Source organism: Caballeronia sp. LZ024, from assembly GCF_031451455.1.
Taxonomy (GTDB): Bacteria; Pseudomonadota; Gammaproteobacteria; order Burkholderiales; family Burkholderiaceae; genus Caballeronia; species Caballeronia telluris.
Map to the genome: position 1 here is coordinate 1791012 of NZ_JARUXL010000001.1, position 21014 is coordinate 1812025.

The 21014-nt window shown below is 64.3% G+C and carries 19 protein-coding genes; 8 read left to right on the forward strand and 11 right to left on the reverse strand.

Annotation, left to right across the window (positions count from 1 at the left end; all coding sequences use genetic code 11):
* Positions 1 to 46 precede the first annotated feature (46 nt).
* Positions 47 to 1252 carry a tetratricopeptide repeat protein gene (locus QCE48_RS08280; RefSeq protein ID WP_309785275.1) on the forward strand — a complete coding sequence of 402 codons (1206 nt, stop codon included), beginning with the start codon at positions 47 to 49 and terminating at the stop codon, positions 1250 to 1252.
* A gap of 337 nt (positions 1253 to 1589) precedes the next feature.
* Here the strand turns inward: QCE48_RS08280 and glgX are convergent, their stop codons facing one another.
* The gene (gene glgX / locus QCE48_RS08285) at positions 1590 to 3800 is read right to left on the reverse strand and encodes a glycogen debranching protein GlgX (protein ID WP_309785272.1); all 2211 of its coding nucleotides are present in this window, start codon (positions 3798 to 3800) and stop codon (positions 1590 to 1592) included.
* Between the two features lie 300 nt (positions 3801 to 4100).
* On the opposite strand from glgX, the gene QCE48_RS08290 reads away from it, so the two are divergent.
* The 4 genes from QCE48_RS08290 (at position 4101) to QCE48_RS08305 (ending at position 7555) form a co-directional block, all read left to right on the forward strand.
* Positions 4101 to 5510 (forward strand): DUF2252 domain-containing protein, encoded by a 1410-nt coding sequence (locus QCE48_RS08290; RefSeq protein ID WP_309785270.1) that lies wholly within the window; start codon positions 4101 to 4103, stop codon positions 5508 to 5510.
* A gap of 172 nt (positions 5511 to 5682) precedes the next feature.
* On the forward strand, positions 5683 to 6123 hold the full coding sequence (mscL, locus tag QCE48_RS08295; protein WP_309785268.1) for a large conductance mechanosensitive channel protein MscL: 441 nt from the start codon (positions 5683 to 5685) through the stop codon (positions 6121 to 6123).
* Positions 6124 to 6501: 378 nt separating this feature from the next.
* Positions 6502 to 6993, forward strand: a complete 492-nt coding sequence (locus QCE48_RS08300; RefSeq protein WP_309785265.1) for a hypothetical protein — start codon at positions 6502 to 6504, stop codon at positions 6991 to 6993.
* A gap of 352 nt (positions 6994 to 7345) precedes the next feature.
* Complete coding sequence (locus QCE48_RS08305; RefSeq protein ID WP_087631111.1) at positions 7346 to 7555, forward strand: dodecin; 210 nt, start codon at positions 7346 to 7348, stop codon at positions 7553 to 7555.
* A 120-nt stretch (positions 7556 to 7675) separates the two neighbouring features.
* Here QCE48_RS08305 and QCE48_RS08310 read toward each other — a convergent pair whose 3' ends face one another.
* The 4 genes from QCE48_RS08310 to QCE48_RS08325 form a co-directional block, all read right to left on the reverse strand.
* Complete coding sequence (locus QCE48_RS08310; protein WP_309785261.1) at positions 7676 to 8770, reverse strand: BMP family ABC transporter substrate-binding protein; 1095 nt, start codon at positions 8768 to 8770, stop codon at positions 7676 to 7678.
* 142 nt (positions 8771 to 8912) lie between these two features.
* On the reverse strand, positions 8913 to 9842 hold the full coding sequence (locus QCE48_RS08315; protein WP_116564665.1) for an ABC transporter permease: 930 nt from the start codon (positions 9840 to 9842) through the stop codon (positions 8913 to 8915).
* 19 nt (positions 9843 to 9861) lie between these two features.
* Positions 9862 to 10974: an ABC transporter permease gene (locus QCE48_RS08320; protein ID WP_309785257.1), complete on the reverse strand. Its 1113-nt coding sequence runs from the start codon at positions 10972 to 10974 to the stop codon at positions 9862 to 9864.
* A 5-nt stretch (positions 10975 to 10979) separates the two neighbouring features.
* Positions 10980 to 12551: an ABC transporter ATP-binding protein gene (locus tag QCE48_RS08325; RefSeq protein ID WP_309785255.1), complete on the reverse strand. Its 1572-nt coding sequence runs from the start codon at positions 12549 to 12551 to the stop codon at positions 10980 to 10982.
* A 237-nt stretch (positions 12552 to 12788) separates the two neighbouring features.
* Here QCE48_RS08325 and QCE48_RS08330 point away from each other — a divergent pair, with 237 nt between their 5' ends.
* On the forward strand, positions 12789 to 13721 hold the full coding sequence (locus QCE48_RS08330; RefSeq protein ID WP_062636860.1) for a LysR substrate-binding domain-containing protein: 933 nt from the start codon (positions 12789 to 12791) through the stop codon (positions 13719 to 13721).
* Between the two features lie 39 nt (positions 13722 to 13760).
* On the opposite strand, the gene QCE48_RS08335 is transcribed toward QCE48_RS08330, so the two are convergent.
* Positions 13761 to 15128 (reverse strand): 8-oxoguanine deaminase, encoded by a 1368-nt coding sequence (locus QCE48_RS08335; protein ID WP_309785251.1) that lies wholly within the window; start codon positions 15126 to 15128, stop codon positions 13761 to 13763.
* Positions 15129 to 15600: 472 nt separating this feature from the next.
* On the opposite strand from QCE48_RS08335, the gene uraH reads away from it, so the two are divergent.
* Together uraH and QCE48_RS08345 are read left to right on the forward strand one after the other, a co-directional pair.
* Positions 15601 to 15954, forward strand: a complete 354-nt coding sequence (gene uraH, locus QCE48_RS08340) for a hydroxyisourate hydrolase (protein WP_309785249.1) — start codon at positions 15601 to 15603, stop codon at positions 15952 to 15954.
* A 72-nt stretch (positions 15955 to 16026) separates the two neighbouring features.
* Positions 16027 to 17220 carry a urate hydroxylase PuuD gene (locus QCE48_RS08345; RefSeq protein ID WP_116564656.1) on the forward strand — a complete coding sequence of 398 codons (1194 nt, stop codon included), beginning with the start codon at positions 16027 to 16029 and terminating at the stop codon, positions 17218 to 17220.
* 51 nt (positions 17221 to 17271) lie between these two features.
* Here QCE48_RS08345 and QCE48_RS08350 read toward each other — a convergent pair whose 3' ends face one another.
* From QCE48_RS08350 to puuE, 5 genes are all read right to left on the reverse strand, one after another.
* Positions 17272 to 17754, reverse strand: coding sequence for a DUF1579 domain-containing protein (locus QCE48_RS08350; RefSeq protein ID WP_309785246.1), 483 nt, complete (start codon positions 17752 to 17754; stop codon positions 17272 to 17274).
* A gap of 187 nt (positions 17755 to 17941) precedes the next feature.
* The gene (locus QCE48_RS08355) at positions 17942 to 18442 is read right to left on the reverse strand and encodes an ureidoglycolate lyase (RefSeq protein WP_309785244.1); all 501 of its coding nucleotides are present in this window, start codon (positions 18440 to 18442) and stop codon (positions 17942 to 17944) included.
* Positions 18439 to 19452, reverse strand: a complete 1014-nt coding sequence (gene alc, locus QCE48_RS08360; protein ID WP_309785242.1) for an allantoicase — start codon at positions 19450 to 19452, stop codon at positions 18439 to 18441. Before alc ends, QCE48_RS08355 begins: the two co-directional genes overlap by 4 nt.
* A gap of 50 nt (positions 19453 to 19502) precedes the next feature.
* Complete coding sequence (gene uraD / locus QCE48_RS08365; RefSeq protein WP_309785240.1) at positions 19503 to 20021, reverse strand: 2-oxo-4-hydroxy-4-carboxy-5-ureidoimidazoline decarboxylase; 519 nt, start codon at positions 20019 to 20021, stop codon at positions 19503 to 19505.
* Positions 20018 to 20974: an allantoinase PuuE gene (puuE, locus tag QCE48_RS08370; RefSeq protein ID WP_309788238.1), complete on the reverse strand. Its 957-nt coding sequence runs from the start codon at positions 20972 to 20974 to the stop codon at positions 20018 to 20020. The genes uraD and puuE overlap by 4 nt, the downstream gene beginning before the upstream one ends.
* Positions 20975 to 21014: the final 40 nt, after the last annotated feature.

The window sequence follows — 21014 nt, forward strand, 5'->3', positions numbered from 1 at the left end:
ATTGGGATCGACAGGAGGCGGGCGTTCATCGCGCCCGGCCCGCATCATGAAAAAATATCTGACGGCTGTCGCGGCGTCGCTGCTGTTCGTCGCTTCGGCGGCGTTCGCGGTGCCGACCGCCCAGCAGATCGAGCAGGCGATGTCGCAAGGCAACTGGCAAAAAGCCGACGCCGGTCTGACCGAGGTCCTGCAGGCGCATCCGAACAATGCGCACGCGCATTATCTCTATGCGCAGGTGCTCGATCGCGAGGGTCGCTACGACGACGCCCTCTCGCATCTGCGGCAGGCGAAGTCGCTCGATCCGCAACTCAAGTTCACCGACCCGATGCGTTTCGCGGCGACCGAAGCGCGCATTCGCGGCGACGCGAATCGCGCGAACGTCGTCGCCAATGTCCCCGGCGGCGGGCAGCAGGCGAACCAGACCGGCTCGGTCGCGCAAAATCCGTTCAACCCGGCGCCCGCACCGGCGCAAGAAAAACATGGGCCGTCGGTCGGCGGGTGGGTCGGCTTCGCTGTGCTGTTCGCGGCCATCGCGCTGGTGTTGCGCTGGGGTCTGCGCCGCGCCCGCGCGCGCGACGACGGCCGCGCCAACGACGATCGCCGCACGCAACTGAAGCGCGCGACCGAACTGCTCAACGACGTGCGCACGCTCAAGTTGGATGTGCGGCTGTCCACGGCGCCCGGGCACGAAGCGCTGCTGAAGGATGTCGAGGGCGTCGAGACGCAATTGCGCGAACTGGTCGAAGCGCTGTCGAATGCGAAGAACCCGGTGCCGCCATATCAGGTCGAGGACCTCGCCAACCGCGTCGAGAGCCTAAAGGCGCGCGCCGAAGGACGGCCGGATCCCAATGCCGCGAATGCCGCTGCGGCCTCAGCGCGCGAAGGCGACTCCGTGTACGCGCAGGAAGCCGAGCGTTTCGGACGTAATCAGCAAGGGCCCTATCCGCCGCAGCAGCCTTATCCGCAGCAACAAGGGCCCGTCGTCATCCAGCAGGGCGGCGGCGGTTTTGGCGGCGGCATGGGCGGGTTGCTGACGGGTGTGCTGCTCGGCGAAGCGCTGTCGCACGGGCGCGACCGCGTGATCGAGCGCCCGGCGCCCGACAACACTTTCGGCAACGGCGCAGGCAATGGCGGCAGCGACGGCGGCGGACTCGACTTCGGCAATGGCTCGAACGAGTGGAATGACGGCGGTAGCGGTGGCGGTGGCGGCCTGGATCTCGGCAACAACGACGACAACTGGCGCGATACGTGATTCGAATTTGCCGACGTTGAGAGAGAAAGCAAAAGGCTCCGGTGTGATGACCGGAGCCTTTTTCATTGTTGCACCGGTCCGAGCTTCAACCGCCGCCGAGAAAGCGCAACAGCGCCCAGAGAAACTTGAAGAACCCGACGATGAACTCCCACACCCGCTCCAACTGGTCCCAACCCGCGACGCGCGCGATGGCGTGAAGAATCATGTCGCTGGGAGCAGGCAGGATCGGGATGGCGTGTTCGTTTCGTTCATCGTTCGGGAGGCGCTCGCGTCAAATGGAAAAGCGGGACATGCCGCATCGGCAGGTCCCGCATCATAACGCGGCGGCCGCCCCGGCTTATTCCTGCTTCGGTTCGCCGCCCTCCGGCTCGACTTCATCCGTCAGCGCTTCCTCCAGCCGCTTGAAGATGCGCCGCGTCGCGCCTCGCGCATGCAGCGCGAAAAGCAGGAGCGAGCGCCCTGTCACCTGATACACCGCGCCCGAATCGAAGTCTTCCAGTTCCTCGCGGATCGGCGCATTCGTATCGATGAGACAGCTCCATTGATCGCTGCCCGGCACGTCGGGCAGCGTGAAGTCCACGACATCGTGATGCGCGTTCACGACGAGAAGCAGCGTCGCATCCGACGCCGGCCGGCGAATCCCGGTCGCCTGGGCGCGGCCGTCGATCACAAGGCCGAAGCAGCGCATCGACGGATCGTCCCATTGCTCGGGCGTCAGTTCGTCGCCCGACGGGCTCAGCCATTTGACATCGGCCACCTGCAGGTCCTCGCGCCACTCACCCGTGAGGAACCGCCCGCGACGCAGCACCGGCAGCGTGTGGCGCAGCGTCGTCAGCTTGCGGACGAACTCGGTCAGCGCGCGGCCGTCGTCGTCGATGCCTTCCCAGTCGACCCAACTGATGTCGTCGTCCTGGCAATACGCGTTGTTGTTGCCCTGTTGCGTGCGGCCAAACTCGTCGCCGGCGAGCACCATCGGCGTTCCCTGCGAGAACAGCAGCGTCGCGAGCATGTTGCGCTTCTGGCGCTCGCGCAGCGCGCGGATTTCCGGGTCGTCGGTCGGGCCTTCGACGCCGCAGTTCCACGACTTGTTGTCGGAATGGCCGTCGTTGTTGTCCTCGCCGTTCGCCTCGTTGTGCTTGTCGTTGTACGACACGAGATCGTTGAGCGTGAAACCGTCGTGCGCGGTGATGAAGTTGACGCTCGCCCACGGGCGGCGCCCGCGGTGGTTGAACTTGTCGCCCGAGCCGGTGATGCGCGTCGCGAGTTCGGCGGCGACGCCGTCGTCGCCCTTCCAGAACGAGCGCACCGTGTCGCGATACTTGTCGTTCCATTCCGCCCAGCCGGGCGGAAAACCGCCGACCTGATAGCCGCCCGGGCCGCAATCCCACGGCTCGGCGATCAGCTTGACGCTCGACAGGATCGGGTCCTGACGGCAACTGTCGAGGAAGCCGCCGCCTTCGTCGAAGCCGTATGGCTCGCGGCCGAGGATCGTCGCGAGGTCGAAGCGAAAGCCGTCGACGTTCATCTCCGTGACCCAGTAGCGCAGGCTGTCGGTGACCATCTGGAGCACGCGCGGATGCGACAGGTTCAGCGTGTTGCCGGTGCCCGTATCGTTGATGTAATAGCGCGGCTCGTCGGGCATCAGGCGGTAGTACGACGCGTTGTCGATGCCGCGAAACGAAAGCGTCGGGCCGCGCTCGTTGCCTTCGGCCGTATGGTTGTAGACGACGTCGAGAATCACTTCGAGCCCGGCCTCGTGCATCCGGTCGATCATCTCCTTGAACTCGGCGACGACGCCCGGGCCGCGCGAAAAGAAGCGCGGGTCGGCGGCGAAGAAGCCAATCGTGTTGTAACCCCAGTAGTTCGTGAGGCCCTTGTCGAGCAGATGGCTGTCGTTGACGAACGCGTGGATCGGCAGCAATTCGACGGAGGTCACGCCGAGGCTCTTGATGTGCTCGATGACTTCCTTCTGCCCGAGGCCTTCGAAGGTGCCGCGCATGGGCTCCGGCACGGCCGGATGGCGCTTCGTGTAGCCGCGCACGTGGGTTTCGTAGAAGATCGTGCGTTCCCACGGTACGCGCACGCGCGTCGCGTGGGTCCAGCTGAACGATTGATCGACGACCTGGCACTTCTGCATGAACGGCGCGCTGTCGCGTTCGTCGAAGGTGAGATCGTCGCCGTCGGCGTTGAGCGTGTAGCCGAATACCGCCGGGTCCCACTTCAGTTCGCCGACGTGCGCTTTTGCGTAGGGGTCGAGCAACAGCTTGTTCGGATTGAACCGATGCCCCGCTTCGGGCTCGTAAGGCCCGTGCACGCGATAGCCGTACACGGCGCCCGGTTTCAGCCCGAACACGTAGACGTGCCAGACTTCGTCCGTGTATTCCGGCAGTTCGATGCGTTCCAGTTCCTTTTCGCCCTTTTCGTCGAACAGGCATAGTTCGACTTTCGTCCCGTTCGCGGAAAACAGCGCGAAGTTGACGCCTTCGCCGTCCCAGGTGGCGCCGAGCGGAAACGGCGAACCTTCTGCAATGCGGATATCGTTCGGCATGTGGTGGTGTTTCTCGGTAATGGTGATGCGCCGCGTTGAAGTGTGGATCGGTGCGGGCGTTGGGGAGCCTCTTGCGGCTCCGAGCGGTCGAGTCAAGCAGGTTACGTGCCCGGGATGGGGGCGTGCGTTGACGCTTTTTGCGGCGGCATCGCGGGGAACGGAAACACAGGAACATCAAACGGTGTAAACCTCAATCCACCCCGGTGTAAAACGTACACGTATCGCGCGCGCAAGTGCGCACGGGATCTAAACCAGCGGCGCGCCCTGCGAAGCAAGACAACCTCTTTAAGGAGAAACCGCTTGCCGACCCAAGCCAGCTCGACGAAGGATTCGCCGTCCAACCGGCATGCAGCGGGCGGAACCGCTGACGAAAGCCGTGCGAACGGCCGGTCCCTGCGCGATGCCGTCCCCTTCGACGCCCACGCCGACTGGCACCCCGCCCCCGGCCGTCCCGACCCGGTCGAGCGCGTGCTTGCCGGCAACGCCGGCCGCCAGGAGCGGCTGATTCCGCTGCGCATGGCGCGCATGGCCGAGTCTCCGTTTGCGTTCCTGCGCGGCTCGGCGACCGTGATGGCGTGGGATCTCGCGCAGTCACCGTCGATCGGCCACAACGTGATGATCGACGGCGATGCGCACGTCAGCAACTTCGGCCTCTTTCGCACGCCGCGCCAGGATGTCGTGTTCGATCTGAACGATTTCGACGAAACCCTCGTCGCGCCCTGGGAGTGGGACCTCAAGCGGCTCACGGCGAGCATCAACGTCGCGGCGCGCGAGAACGGCGTCGACGCCGAAGGGCGCGCTCGCGCGGTGCGCTCGACGTGCGCCGCCTACCGCACGACGATGGCCGAACTCGCGCAGGTGAGCCCCTACGACCTCTGGCAGATGCGGTCCTACGCAAGCGCCACGCACATCGACGCCCCGACACACCTGAACGCCGCCGAGCGCGCGACGATCGAAAAAACGGTCGAGCGCGCGATGAAGCGCTCCCACGCGACGATGCTCACGAAAGTCGCGGAGCAGGCCGGCAAGAGTTGGCGCTTCAAGGACGATCCGCCGATCCTCACGAAGCTCGACGCCGCCGAGCGCAATCACGTCGTCGACGGGCTGAAGGCGTATCTGCAGACCATCGCGGGCGAGTGGCGCATGATGCTCGAGCGCTACGACGTCGCGGATGTCGCGCATCGCGTGGTGGGCGTGGGCAGTGTCGGCACGCGCGCGTACCTCGTGCTCTTGATCGGCCGCGCGCTCGGCGACCCGCTTTTTATGCAGGTGAAGGAAGGGATCGTGCCGGCGGCGGCGCCCTTCGTGCCGCCGCTCGACGAGCCGTTCCGCCATCAGGGACGCCGCGTCGTGCACGGCCAGCGCCTCTTGCAGAGTTCGTCGGATGCGCTGCTCGGCTGGACGACCATCTCGGGCCGCGACTTCTACGTGCGCCAGATGAAGGACATGCGCGGCTCGATCCCGGTCGACTGGCTGCACGGCGCGACCTTCGACTTCTACGCGTGGTGTCTCGGCCTGCTGCTCGCGCGCGCCCATGCCCGCACCGGCGACGCCGCGCTCATCGCCGGCTATTGCGGCAGTTCCGACAAGCTCGATGCCGCCTATGCAGGATGGGCCGAGCGCTACGGCACGCAGACAGTCGCCGACCACACGGCGTTCGTCGCGGCGATCGCGAAAGGGCGCATCGTGGCGGCGGAGCCGAAGAAGTAGCCTCGTGCGGAAAAACCGCGCACGCCATGCAAATCGAGCGGCTATCATGGCCCCGAAGACGAGAGCGGATGGCACGAGTCCGAGGAATGGTTACACCGCTCTCTCGTTGGCACAGCCCTTGCTGCCCGCCTGTGCCGATCCAAGCGAACTTTTTTACTGGAGGAAGCCGCGCATGAGCATGATTGAGGAATTCAAGAACTTCGCCCTGAAGGGCAACGTCATGGACCTCGCCGTCGGTGTGATCATCGGTGGCGCGTTCTCGACCATCGTGAACTCCATCGTCAAGGATCTCATCATGCCGGTCGTCGGGCTCGCAACGGGCGGGCTCGACTTCTCGAACCTGTTCGTCAGGCTAGGTCCCATACCGGAGACTTTCAAAGGCAATCCCGGCTCCTACAAAGACCTGCAGACAGCGGGCGTCGCCGTGTTCGGCTACGGCTCGTTCATCACGGTGCTGATCAACTTCATCATCCTGGCGTTCATCATTTTCATGATGGTCAAGTTCATCAACAATCTGCGCAAGCCCGCCGAAACGGCGCCAGCCGCCACGCCCGAAGACGTGCTGCTGCTGCGCGAGATCCGCGATTCGCTGAAGGGCTCGCCGCGCGTCTGAGTTTTTCCGGGCCGCGCGCGTTGCCGCACTGAATTGCGAATGGGTGCCGCTTCGCTCTTTTCGTCTGTACGCCTTGCCACCGAACCCGCGCCACGGCGCGGGTTTTTTGCGTCTGCGGCGCGCGCGTTGGTGGGCGATGCATCTTTTTTCTGCGAGATTTTTCGTCGCACGCGGAATTGCAGGACTATTATTGAGACTGATGCCAAGCGAGCCGCCGCAGGTCTTCGGCACGATTCGTGCGCGTGGCGCATTGTCGGAGAATCATCGCCGGCGACGTGCAGCGCCCTTCCCGAATCACCGTGAACCGACCACTTCGATGTGCTATAAAAGATCGACGTGCAAAGATCGATGTACGGCCCGCAAGACGGGAGTGGCCGCATGAGGACGCTGCGTTTCTTGCAATTCTTTTTCAGGCGAATTTTTATGTCCTTCCCGAAAAAGCGTAAGCGCGTGAAGGTCGACGGGGACGAGTCGTTTCTCGCCGTGCTTCGTCATTTCAAGGCGTTCGGTCAACTCGACACGAAGATCGCGCGCGCCCGCGCCCAGGACGAACCCGTGCTCTACGCACACGTCCTGCCCGGCCTCGACGTGCTCCTGTGCAGTGTGCGCGGCGCGCAGCCGCCCTATCCCGCCACCGAGGAATTGCACCGGCGCTGCATCGAATCCATCACCAATGCGCTCGAACAGCCGCTCGACGGTCTCGAGAACGGCGGCTACTGGTACGAGGCCAACGGCTTCGGCTTCCTTGTGTTCGCGAGCCGCGCCCGCTCGCAGATCCTGAGCGAATTCGGTGCATCGGCAACGGCTCGCACGCGTCGCGGCACGCGCCGGCAGGATGCGGGCGACGCAGCCTCGCGGCCGCTGCGCTGAGCGCCATCGCATGGTCGCCTGGCGTGCTGGCGTCCAGGCGACTTCAATACCTCGATCACCGCCGACAAATCGTCTTCGGAACAAGCCGCGTCTTGCGACGCGGCCTGCCCTCGAACGATCGCGTCGGTGTCAATTCGAAGCGTGCAAAGAGTGGCAGCGTCAGCGCATTCATGCGGCCCGTTCCGCCAAATCCTCTCTTCACCGCCGCTCGTTCGTGTTCTTTAATTGAGTTCACGCACGCCGCACGCCGACCCCGAAGCACGGTCAGCAAATCCGTGGCGCATCCCTTGCTGCTGCACCGTTGCATATTCAGCAATGCAACGTCAATCTGCTTCATTCCAAGGAGAAGACCATGTCGGAACACGTCTACAAGATGATCGAACTCACCGGCTCCTCGACCCAGTCGAGCGACGACGCCGTGCGTGTCGCGCTGACAAAGGCGGCCAAGACGCTGCGCAACATGCACTGGTTCGAAGTACTCGAAACGCGCGGACACATCGAGGAAGGCAAGGTGCTGCACTGGCAGGTCACGCTGAAGGTGGGACTGCGGCTCGAGGACTGAATTCAGGCGTGACGCTGCAAGCAACGCTCATGTGAAAAGGCCGCGCTTCTCGCGAAGCGCGGCCTTTCGTTTGGGTGCTGGTCCGGCGGCCGGCCGTCGAAGCCCGGCCGCACGACGCGCTTACTTGGGCAACGACCCGTCCACGCCTTCCACGTACCAGTTGATGCGCTGCATTTCCGAATCGGTGAGCGTCTTGCCGGCTGCGACCTTCTCCGCGCCCGACTGATCCTTGATCGGACCCGTGAACACGTCCCACTTGCCGCCGTGCAGTTCTTCACGCTTCGCGGCAACCGCCTGCATCGCCTTCGCGGGGATCGCCGTGCTGTTCAGGTCTTCGAGGTCCACTGCCTTCTGCGGCATGCCGAGCCACACCGGATCGTTCTTCCACTTGCCATCGAGCACCTGCTGGATCACCGCGTTGTAATACACGCCCCAGTGCGCAACGACCGAGCCCAGATGCGCGCTCGGGCCGAACTTCTTCATGTTCGAATCCCAGCCGAACGCGAAAACCTTCTTTTCCGCGGCCGTGGCGAGCGTCGCGTTCGAGTCGGTGTTCTGCAGGAGCACGTCGGCGCCCTGGCCGATCAGCGTCTCGGCCGCCTGCTTTTCCTTGCCCGGATCGAACCAGCTGTTGATCCAGATGACCTTCGTGTGGATCTTCGGATTCACCGAACGCGCGCCCATCGTGTACGCGTTGATGTTGCGGATCACCTCGGGAATCGGCACCGACGCCACGAAGCCGAGCGTGTTGGTCTTCGTCACGTAGCCCGCCGCGACGCCCGCGAGGTACGCGCCCTGGTACATGCGCACGTCATAGGTGCCGAAGTTCTTCGCCTTCTTGAAGCCGGTGGCCGTCAGGAAGATGGTGTCCGGGAAGTCCTTCGCCACTTTCAGCTGGAAGTCCTGATAGCCGAAGCTCGTGCCGAAAATGACCTTGTTGCCCTTGTTCGCGAGATCGCGGAACACGCGCTCCGAATCCGCCGATTCCGGCACGTTCTCGACGCGCGTGATCTTCACCTTGCTGCCGAATTTCGCCTCGGCTTCCTTGCTGCCGGCGTCGTGCGCGAACGTCCAGCCCGCGTCGCCGGGGTTGCCCAGATAGACGAACGCGATGCCCGGCGCGTCGGCCGCGCGGGCGCTCGCTGCCGCAAGCGTGGCGGACAGCGCGACTGCGGTCGACGCAGCCGTCAGCGCGTTCAGCCATGATTTCTTCATTGTGATTCTCCTGGTCGATGTTGTTGGTGAAAAGCCGGATGTGTTCGAGACGCTGCGCGTCAGTTTCGTCTGTCAAAAATGGGAGCGGGACCCGAAGCGCCGCACGTGCAGCCGATGTACAACACCGGCTGCAAAGGCCCGTTCAGCTCGCCGCGAAGAACGGCTTGCCGAGCGACGCCGGCGCGTTCAGCTTGATCGTGTTCGGATTGCGCGAGATGAGCACCAGCACGACGATCGTCGCGATATACGGCAGCATCGCGAGGAACTGCGTCGGCACGGGCACGCCGATCGCCTGCGCGTAGAACTGCAGCGCCATCACCGCGCCGAAGAGCAGCGCGCCAATCATGAGGCGCCCGGGGCGCCACGTCGCGAACACGACGAGCGCGAGCGCGATCCAGCCGCGTCCCGAGGTGAGCTGCTCCTGCCAGATGTGCAGATAGACGATCGAGTAGTAGCCGCCGCCGATGCCCGCCATCGCGCCACCGAAGAGCGTCGCGCCGTAGCGCACGCCGACGACCGGAAAACCCACCGAGTGCGCCACCGCCGGCGATTCGCCGACCGAGCGCAGCACGAGTCCCGCGCGCGTGCGATAGAGGAACCAGCCGATCACGCCGAACATGATGAACGCGAGATAGCCGAGCGGCGTGAGCGTGAAGATCGCGGGCCCGAGCACCGGGATCGACGCGAGGCCGGGAATCGGCATTACCTCGATCGACGCGCGCACCGCCGCCGACGTGTACGGTTTGCCAATGTAAGCAGAAAAACCGATGCCGAAGATCGTGAGCGAGAGGCCCGTCGCGACCTGATTGGCGAGCATCGTGATCGTGAGAAAGCCGAACAAGAGCGACATCGCGAGCCCGGCGAGCATCGACGCGCCGATGCCGAGCCACGGATTGCCCGTGATCGCGGTGACCGCGTAGCCGCTGACCGCGCCCATCAGCATCATCCCTTCGACGCCGAGATTGAGCACGCCCGACTTCTCGGCGACGAGTTCGCCCGCGCCCGCGAACATCAGCGGAATCGCCGCGACGACGGCGCTCGACGCCAGCGTGCTGGCCTGGTTGATATCCATCTCGTAGGTCCTTCGAAATTCAGGATTGCGCCGCGTGATGCGCCGATATCCGGCGCCGCACGCGATAGTTGACGAAGAGATCGGCGCCGAGCAGGCAGAACAGCAACAGGCCCTGGAACACGCCCGCGAGCGCCTGCGGCAATTGCAGCGACGTCTGCACCGCTTCGCCGCCGAGATAAAGAAGCGCCATCAGCAGGCTCGCCAGCACGATGCCGACCGGATGCAGCCGTCCGACGAACACGACGATGATCGCCGTGAAGCCGTATCCCGGCGACCAGCCCGCCTGCAACTGGCCGATCGGCCCCGCCACTTCGCCCATCCCCGCGAGACCCGCGAGGCCGCCCGAGAGCAGCAGCGAGGTCCAGATCGTTTTCTTGTCGGAGAAGCCCGCGTAGCGCGCGGCGAGCGGCGCGAGTCCGCCGACGTTCATCCGGTAGCCCACGAAGCTCTTTCTCATGAACACCCAGACAAGCGGAATCGCGATCGCCGTCAGGAACACCGACGCGTTGATCCGCGTGCCTTTCAGCCACGCCCAGTGCCAGTCGCCGTAGAGACGCGGGAACAGCGCGTCGTCGACGAACATCGCGGAGATCGGGAAGTTCATGCCTTCGGGATCGCGCCACGGGCCGCTCACCAGATAGATCAGCAACTGCGTCGCGACGTAGGTGAGCATCAGGCTCGTCAGGATTTCGTTCGTGTTGAAGCGGCTCTTGAGGAGCGCTGGAATCGCCGCCCAAGCCATCCCGCCGACGACGCCGCCCAGCATCATCAGCGGGAGCGTCCACCAGCCGGACGCGTCGCCGAGATGGATCGCGATGCCGCCCGCGACGATTCCGCCCAACAGCATCTGCCCTTCCGCGCCGATGTTCCACACGTTCGCGCGATAGCCGACCGCGAGCCCGAGGCCGATCAGGCAAAGCGGCGACGCCTTCAGCACGAGCTCGGACCAGCCGTTCACGTTCGAGAGCGGCTCGACGAAGAACGCGTGCATCGCGCGCCACGGGTCCTGTCCGACGAGGCTGAAAATCAGGAAGCCGATGACGAGCGTCGCCACCGCCGCCACGAGCGGAACGGCGAGCTGCATCGCGCGGGACGGGCTCGGGCGCGCTTCGAGTCGGTAGGGAAAGATCATCGTCGTTACTTGTTGATTGGGTCGATGGCGGCGGGCTCGGCGCGCTTGCCGTCGAAAAGTCCTGCCATGAAGAGGCCGATTTCTTCCGCGTTCGTCTCGCCCGTCGCGCGCACCGGCGAGAGCTTGCCGCGCGCGAGCACGGCGAGCCGGTCGCAGATGTCGAAGAGTTCTTCCAGTTCCTCGGAGATCACGAGGATCGCGACGCCGCGCGCCGCGAGGTCGAGCAACTGCTGGCGGATGAACGCGGCCGCGCCGACGTCGACGCCCCAGGTCGGCTGCGCGACGACCAGCACCTTCGGCTCCTGCAGAATTTCGCGTCCGACGATGAACTTCTGCAGGTTTCCGCCCGACAGGCTCTGTGCAAGCGCGCCGTTGCCGCCGCAGCGCACGTCGAACGACTCGATGCAGCGGTCGGCGAACGCGCGCACGGCCTTCGTGCTGATCCAGCCGCCCTTCACCATGTTCTCGCGGTAGGCGGTCAAGAGGCCGTTTTCGGCGAGCGACATCGCCGGCACCGCGCCGCGTCCGAGCCGCTCTTCCGGCACAAAGGCGAAGCCGAGCGAGCGGCGCGCGCCGGCCGACAGGCGTGCGGCGGGCTTGCCGCAGATCGCGACGGCGTCGGCGGCGACGTGCCGGTCGCGGATTTCGCCCGAGAGCGACGCGAGCAGCTCCGCCTGGCCGTTGCCCGAGACGCCCGCGATCCCGAAGATTTCCCCGGCTTTCACCGCGAACGAGACGTTGTCGAGCGACGTGCCGAACGGATCGGGACTCGCCACCGACAGGTTCTTCACGACGAGCCGCGCATCGCCCGGCGTATGCGCGCGCCGCGTGTAGCCGGGCAGCGAATGGCCGACCATCAGTTGCGCGAGCGACGCGTGCGTTTCCTGCCTCGGATCGACGCTGCCCGTGACGCGGCCGCCGCGCATCACCGTCGCGGTTTCGCAGAGCGCCTGGATTTCGTCGAGCTTGTGGCTGATATAGAGAATGCTGCAGCCCTCCGACGCGAGCCGCCGCAGCACCGTAAAGAGCTTCTTGACCGCCTGCGGCGTGAGCACCGAGGTCGGTTCGTCCATGATGAGCAGCCGCGGATTCTGCAACAGGCACCGCACGATTTCCACGCGCTGCCGTTCGCCGACCGTCAGGCTATGGACGTGCCGCTGCGGATCGACGTCGAGCCCGTAATCCGCCGACACCTCGCGGATACGCTTGGCGAGCGTCTTCAGATCGAACTTGTCGTCGAGCGCGAGCGCGATGTTTTCGCCGACCGTCAGCGTCTCGAAGAGCGAAAAGTGCTGGAACACCATGCCGATACCGAGCTTGCGCGCGGCCGCCGGGCTGCCGATCTCGACTGCCTGCCCCTCCCAGCGAATCTCGCCCTCGTCCGGCCGCACGGCGCCGTAGATGATCTTCATCAGCGTCGACTTGCCCGCGCCGTTCTCGCCAAGCACGGCGTGAATCTCGCCGGGCATGACGACGAGCGTGACGTCATCGTTGGCCTTGACGGCCGGATATTGCTTGCTGATGCCGGTGAGCGAAAGACGCGGCGGCGGATTGGAAGTGGAGGTAGCGTCGCCCATGAGGTCAGAAAGTGCGCAATGCCGTGATTCGAAAGGCCGGCTCGCACAGAAGGCGAATCGGACCGCGGGCAGAAGATACCGAATTCGACGCCATCCGTCGATAACTCAAAAAAGCCGGGGACACCGCGCGAAGCCAGTGTTTGCGGGTAAGCCCACCTTGACGCATTTTTTGTGTCATATTAAAAATGATATGGTCCACACCGTTGTCGATCAGCCAGAACATATACCGGAGATAACATGAGTCAGCAGCGCGAGGCGATCGATACCTATTTATTGCGCGTCTTGCATACCTTGCTGATGGAGCGCAGCGTCACGCGCGCGGCCGTCAAGCTCAACCAGTCGCAACCTGCCATCAGCGCGGCGCTGAGGCGTTTGCGCGACATCACCGGCGATCCGCTTCTCGTGCGCGGCAAGTCCGGCATGGTGCCGACCGAATACGGCCTGCGCCTGCTCGAACCGACCCAGAACGCGCTGCGCGAAATCGAGCGCATCAAGGTCCAGCAGCACAACTTCGATCCCGCCACTTCCGTGCGGTGCTATCGCATCGGCTGTCCCGACTACCTCAACGTGCTCTTCGTGCCGACGGTTGTCGAGCGCTTTCGCATCGCCGCGCCCAACGCCACGCTCGAATTTCATTCGCTCGGGCCCGCGTTCGACTACGAACTCGCACTGGAAGACGGCAAGCTCGATATCGTCGTCGGCAACTGGCCGGAGCCGCCGGAGCAACTGCACCTGTCGAATCTCTTCGTCGACAAGATCGTGTGTCTCGTTTCCAACACGCATCCGTTCGCCAAACGCGGCGGGCTCACGCTCGATCAATATCTGAACGCGCCGCATCTCGCGCCGACGCCCTATTCCGTCGGCCAGCGCGGGGCGATCGACGTGCATCTGGCGCGCGAGCGGCTGAAGCGTCATGTCGTCGTCACGCTGCCTTACTTCAATCTCGCGCCTTACGTGCTGATCAAGTCGGACCTCGTCTTCACGACGACGCGCCTTTTCGCCGATCACTACGCGCGCTTTTTGCCGCTCGCCGTCGTGCCGGCGCCGCTCGACTTCCCGCCGATGCAGTACTACCAGCTCTGGCACGAGCGCTGTCATTACTCCGACGAAGTGCGCTGGCTGCGCGGGCTCGTCGGCGAGGCGACGCGCTCGCTCATCGATCAGCCTTGATTCCCGCCGGCCGGCGCTCACGCGCCGGCCTTTTTTTGGTCAGGCTGCGTTCGCCAGTTCGCCCGCGAGCCGGTTGTGCCGCTCGACCAGCGTTCCGAGTTCGAGCGTCGTCAGCCGCCCTTCCCGCACGACTACGTTTCCGTCGATCACGCTCGTTGCCACTTGCGACGGCGCGCAGAACACGAGCGCCGCAACGGGATCGTGCAGCGCGCCCGCAAACGCGGCCTGCGACAGGTCGAACGACACGAAATCCGCCGCCATGCCGGGCGCGAGCGCGCCGATATCGTCGCGGCCGAGCACCTTTGCGCCGCCGAGCGTCGCGATTTCGAGCGCTTCGCGCGCGGTCATCGCATCCGGCCCGAAGCCGACGCGCTGCAGCAACAACGCCTGTCGCACCTCGCCGACCATCTGCGCGCCGTCGTTCGACGCCGACCCGTCGACGCCGATGCCGACCGGCACGCCCGCATCGCGCATCGCGCGGATCGGCGCGATGCCGGAGGCGAGGCGCATGTTCGAGCACGGACAATGCGCGACGCCCGTCCCGGTGCGCGCGAACAGGTCGATGCCCGCGCGGTCGAGTTGCACACAGTGCGCATGCCACACGTCGTGGCCGACCCAGCCAAGATCCTCGGCGTATTCGGCGGGCGTCATGCCGAACGTCTCGCGGCTGTACGCCACGTCGTTCACGTTCTCGGCCAGATGCGTGTGCATCGAGACGCCGTATTGCCGCGCGAGCAGCGCCGAATCGCGCATCAGTTCGCGGCTGACCGAAAACGGCGAACACGGCGCGACGACGACCCGCAGCATCGCGTAGCGGCCTTCGTCGTTATACGTTTCGATCAGGCGCTGCGTGTCCTTCAGGATCGCGTCTTCCTTTTCGACGACCGAATCCGGCGGCAGGCCGCCATCCTTCTGGCCGACGCTCATGCTCCCGCGCGCCGCGTGAAAACGCATGCCGATCTCGCGGGCCGCCGCGATGCTGTCATCCAGCCGGCTGCCGTTCGGGTAGATGTAGAGATGGTCGCTCGACGTCGTGCAGCCCGAAAGCAGCAGTTCGGCCATCGCCGTCTGCGTCGATACCGCGATCATCTCGGGCGTCAGGTTCGCCCAGATCTTGTACAGATTCGTGAGCCAGCCGAACAGCTCGGCGTTCTGCGCGGCGGGAATCGCGCGCGTCAGGCTCTGATACATGTGGTGATGCGTGTTGACGAGGCCCGGAATCACGAGATGACCGCGCATGTCGAGGACTTCGTCGGCGCTGGCGGGCAGATCGCCCGTCGCGCCGACCGCGACAATCCGGTTTCCTTCGATGAACATGCCGCCGTCGCGAATCTCGCGGCGCGCGCCGTCCATCGTGACGAGCACCTGAGCGTTCTTGACGAGCAGGGTTTTGGCGCGTGGTTCCATACGGTCGATCTCCATATCGGCGGGGACAACAAGGGTGAGAGAAAAGCCCCGGTTACCCAGCGTCGATCGCCGTCTTCGGGACGCACAGCCGTTCTGCGCGAGGCCTCAATGTCGGTTGCCAAAATCCCGCTGGCAATGCGAGCGCCGCCATAGTCGCCTTCACGTCCCCAATATATTCGCGAATTTTGGCGCAGGTAGCATCGCCCGGTAGCCGTGACCGTTTGAAGCGCATAACGAATGCGTCGTGAAGGCCCACGTGGCCCGAGGCTTACGCGCCGCTGTCATGTGCCGTGGATTATCTTTCCTATCGCGGGCGCACGGCGGCGCGCAAGTTTCTAAAATGCTGTACACGGCGCGCATCTGATCACGCCGACGGGTATGTAGCCACTCGCGAGTGGAGCCTCGATCCGCCGCCGACGCACTGGTTGGATCGATGCGCAGCCGTTCATCGCACAACACAAGGAACATGCGAATGGGCAAGCTCACAACCCATGTGCTCGACACCGCGCACGGCCGTCCCGGCGCCGGCATCAAGGTCGAACTCTTCGCGCTCTCGGGCGACACCCGCCGCGCGCTCAAAACCACCCTCACCAACGACGACGGACGCTGCGACTCGCCGCTGCTCGAAGGCGACGCACTCGTCATCGGCGAATACGAACTCGTGTTCCACGCGGGCGACTACTTCGCGGCGATCGGCGTGAAAGTGCCGGAACCGCGCTTCGTCGATCGCGTGGCGCTGCGCTTCGGTATCGCCGATTCGACCTCGCACTATCACGTGCCGTTGCTCGTTTCGCCCTGGGCGTACAGCACGTATCGCGGAAGCTAGAACGCATATCTATAAACGCGGCCGGCCTCATGTCCCCCGAGCGCCGCGCGACACAATCGGTTGGAGGAGTTCATGGAAGGTTTTGTCACCGACTGGCTCAATCTCGTATTGCGCTGTCTGCACGTCATCGTCGCGATCGCGTGGATCGGCGAGTCGTTTTATTTCGTCGCACTCGACAACAGTCTGAAACCGCCGCAGGACCCGAACGCCAAGCGACGCGGCGTGTTCGGCGATTTCTGGCACGTGCACGGCGGCGGTTTCTATCACATGCAGAAGTACTCCGTCGCGCCGCAGGACATGCCGGAGAACCTGCACTGGTCGTTCTGGCCGTCCTACACCACGTGGATGTCCGGTTTCGGCTTGTTCCTCGTGCTGTATCTGTTGTCGCCGAGCACGTATCTCATCGACAAGAACGTGCTCGACATGGGCCCGGTCGTCGCCGTTTCCGCCGCGCTCGGTTTCCTGATGGCAGGCTGGATCGTCTATGACTCGCTGTGCCGTCTGCTCGGCACCAAGGACAAGCTGCTCGGCATCTGCGTCGGCGTGTATGTGCTGATCGCCGCGTACATCGCGTGCCACGTGTTCGCCGGACGCGCCGCGTACCTGATCACCGGCGCTATGATCGCGACGATCATGTCGGCGAACGTGTTCTTCGTCATCATTCCGGGCCAGCGCAAGATGGTCGCGGCGATGCTCAAGGGCGAAACGCCGAACGCGATCTACGGCAAGCGCGGCAAGCAGCGTTCGGTGCACAACACGTATTTCACGCTGCCGGTGGTGTTCGCGATGCTGTCGAACCACTACGCGATGACTTACACGCACAAGTACAACTGGCTGATTCTCTTGCTCATCATGCTGGCGGGCGCGCTGATCCGGCAGTTCTTCGTGATGCGCCATCGCGGACAGGTGCTGTGGTACATGCCGGTCGCGGGTCTCGTGCTGGTGCTGGGCGCGTTCGCGTGGACGATGCCGGCGCCGACCGTACCGGTTGCGCAGGCAGCGGGCGCGCCGGCGATCAAGGTCGCCGACATTGCCCCGATCATTCAGCAGCGCTGCGCGTCGTGCCACTCCGCGCATCCGACGATGATGGGCAGCGCGCCGGCTGGTGTGATGCTCGATACGCCGGATGAGATCTCGCAGAACGCCAAGCGCGTGCATCAGCAGGCGGTGACGCTGAAGGCGATGCCGCTTGGCAACGTCACGCAGATGACCGACGCGGAACGTCAGAAGATCGCCGCATGGTTCGATGGCGGCGCGGTGAAGTAAGCGGCTTTCGCGCTTGAAACAAGGCCATGAATGCAGATTCATGGCCTTGTTTTATTTCTTGCGCCAGTAGTCCGCGCGCATGATCTGGTTCCAGTTGCCGTCGTCGGTATGCATCCAGCTTGTCAGCGTGCGATGGTCGTCGTCGACGATCTCGATCACATCCTTGTACTTCGCATACGTGCCCGGCTTGCCGAAATCCGGACCTTCGGTGTTGAGCGTCAGCACCTTTTCGCTGTCATCGAGCGTGCCTTCGTAGATCCACATGTGCGTCATCATCGACGCGATGAAGTTGCCGACGAATTCCTTCGTCGCCGGATCGTAGCCGAGCGTCATGACGGTCGTGCCGAAGGTGCCGTCCTTCATGTCGGTGCGCCCTTCGCACTGCACCCAGATGTCGCCGACCGGGCTTACGCGCTCGGTCGATTCCCAGGTTTCTGCTGGCTTGCCCGGCTCCCCCGCCATCTCGCCCTTCGATGTCCAGTCGCCGCACAGCTTCATCAGCCACGCGTGTTCTTTCTGTGGTTCGGTCTGCATTGTCTAGCCTCCTTGTCTGCCGCGGCATGCGAATCGATGCGACGCACGCCGGGTCGATCGCACCACGATACGGCGCATCGAAAGGCAATTGTAATGCCACGACCGTGGCGGCGTGTTCATCGGCCGCTGCATAAAGAAAAAGGACCGTTGTCGGTCCTTGGTTCTTGCTGCCTTGCCTGACTGCGAATCAACGCATCGCGTCCTCGGTCAGCCATAGCGATTCGCGCAGATCCTGCTCGTTGAGATTGAGCCCCTCGCCGCCGCGATCCACGACGATGAAGTCGCTCACTTCGTCGAGCGCGATCAGCGGATGATGCCAGACGCCTTTCGCGTAATTCACGCCCTGCCACCCGCGCGTGACGAACGCGCGAATCGCACTTTCGTCGAGATCGCCGGCGGGCGCCACCACGACGAGATAAGGCTTGTCGTTGAGCGGCACGAACGCCTGGCTGCCGAGCGGATGCCGCTCCATCATCTTCACTTCGAACGGCAGCACGCGCGGCTGGCCGCGAAAGAGGTTCACGAGCGGCCGGCCGTTCTGCTCCTCCACGTCGATATTCGCGAGATCGTGAAAGCGGATCGTCGTGCCGAGGTTGATCGGAATCTGCTTCGCGCCATCGAGCTCGATGACGTCGCCGAAAGGCTCGAACGCAGCACGCGTCAACGGCTCGATGGCGAGCTTTTTCATGATGCAAGCGTTCCAAAGAGACGCAGACGCGATACGCCGCCGTCCGGGATGATGTTGAAGCGCACGTGCGTCACGGGGCCGAGCGCCGCCAGTTCCGATTCGAAGAAATGCTGCTTGTCCATCTGCAGCTTCTGCTCGCCGAGCAGCACCGGCCAGAACATCGCCTGCGTGACGAGCGAGCTGTCGGTGCCGCCCGTGACATACGCCGCCTGCAGCGAGCAGCGGTCCGGATAGTTGCCCTTGAAGTGCGCGGTATCGACTTCGATCTTCTTGATGACACCCGGCTGCGCGAGCGCGACGATACACCAGTCGTTGCCCGGCTCCCGACGGCGCCGTGTTTCCCAGCCGTCGCCCATGTTCACGCCGCGACCCGGCATCAGGAGTGTGGACGCAAGCCCGAAGTGCTGGTTGTTCGTGCCGACGAGATACGCGCCGTTTTCCATCGCGCCTAGGTCGAACAATTCGCTCTTGCTCGCGTTGCTCCAGTCGAGCTGGGGCTGGCCGTACACCCGCAGACGCGCGATGCCGCCGTCCGGGTAAATGTTCACGCGCAGGTGCGTGACCGGCTGCTCGGCGCCGACTTCCAGGTAATGGTGGCTATTGCCCTGCAGCGTCGTCGACGGGACGATCTCGGTCCACTGGGTGGACTGGTTCGGCGCGCCGTCGGCGACGTGCGCGCCTTCGATCGAAGCGGCCGGCGGGAAATTGCCGGTGAAATGGCTCGTGTCGAGGTCGATGCCCTTGATGACGCCCGGACGCGCAAGCTTCACGACGCACCAGTCATAGCCCGTCGAACGCTTGCGGCGCGTTTCCCAGCCGTCCATCCACTTGCCGTGATCGTCGAACTTGCCGGGGATGAATACCGCCGGTTCCGGGTTCAGCATGCGCTCTTTCGGCGCGAAAAAGTCGTCGCTCGCTTCGAGCGCCGCCGCGCCCAGACGCGGGTCCGCGAGATTCACATAGCGGCGCGTGAATTCGGGCGCGTTGGGATCGAGTGTCGGGATTGCCATTGTCTTCGTCCTTGTTCGTTCTGCGGTGAAAAGCGGATCAGCGGTTCAGCTCATTGAATCAGATCATCGAGCCTGAAGCGTGCTATCCGGTAGATCTGTTCGAGACTCGTGCGAAGCTCTTCGGCGCGGCTGTGATTCACGCGCTTTTCGAAGTTCGCGATGATGCCGTGACGGTCGTAGCCGCGCACGGCGAGGATGAACGGAAAACCGAACTTCTCGCGATATGCGGCGTTGAGCGCCTGCAGGCGGTCGAACTCTTCCTGTGTGCAGAGACCGAGGCCTGCGCCGCTTTGCTCGCGCGTCGATTCCTCGGTGAGTTCGCCGCGCACCGCGGCCTTGCCCGCGAGCTCCGGGTGAGCGTTGATGAGCGCAAGCTGCTTCTCTTCGCCCGCCGCTTCCACAGCGCCCGACATCGTCTTGTGTAGCGCGTCGACGCTCGCGAACGGCCGCTCTGCCGCTGCGACTTCGGCCACCCACGGCGAGTGCTCGAAAATGCCCGATAGCACCGTCACGAACGTGTCGGCGGGCAGCGCGTTGAGTTGATCGAGTGTGGTTTGCATCGCCTTCATGCCGTCGTCCCGTTGGTGTTGTTGCCGCCCTGATAGGGGTGATGTTCGCGCCAGTGCCGCGCGATATCCACGCGACGCGTCACCCACACGCGGTCATGTTTTTCGATGTGATCGAGAAAGCGCTGCAGTCCGCGAAAACGCCCCGGGCGGCCGAGCAGGCGGCAGTGCATGCCGATCGACAGCATCTTCGGCGCTTCGTCGCCTTCTTCGTAGAGCACGTCGAACGCGTCGCGCAGGTACGTGAAGAAGTGGTCGCCGGTGTTGAAGCCCTGCGGCGTGGCAAAGCGCATGTCGTTCGTGTCGAGCGTGTACGGCACGATCAGATGCGGCGTTTTGTTGCCGCCCGTCACTTCGACTTCCGTCCAGAACGGCAGGTCGTCGCCGTAGTTGTCGGAGTCGTAGAGAAAGCCGCCGTACTCCGCCACCAGCCGATGCGTATTGGGACTGTCGCGGCCCGTGTACCAGCCAAGCGGCCGCACGCCCGTCACGCGCTCGATCGCTTCCATGCCGAGGCGCATGTGCTCGGCCTCGCGCTCCGGCGACATGTCCTGATAGTGAATCCACCGGTAGCCGTGACACGCGATTTCATGCCCCAGTTCGACGAACGCTCGTGCCAATTCCGGATGCCGCTCGATCGCCATGCCGACGCCGAAGATGGTGAGCGGCATCTTGCGCTTCTCGAACTCGCGCAGGATGCGCCAGACGCCCGCGCGCGATCCGTATTCGTAGATCGACTCCATGCTCATGTGCCGCGACGGATACGAAGCCGCGCCGACGATCTCCGAAAGAAACTGCTCCGAGCCCGGATCGCCGTGCAGCACGCAGTTCTCGCCGCCCTCTTCGTAGTTCAGGACGAACTGCACGGCGACGCGCGCGCGTCCCGGCCAGTTCGCCTGCGGCGGGTTGCGGCCGTAGCCGGTCAGGTCGCGCGGATAGTTCGGGTCGTTTGACATGGCGATGATGAAGAGAATGACGATGAGCGGAAAAGCGATG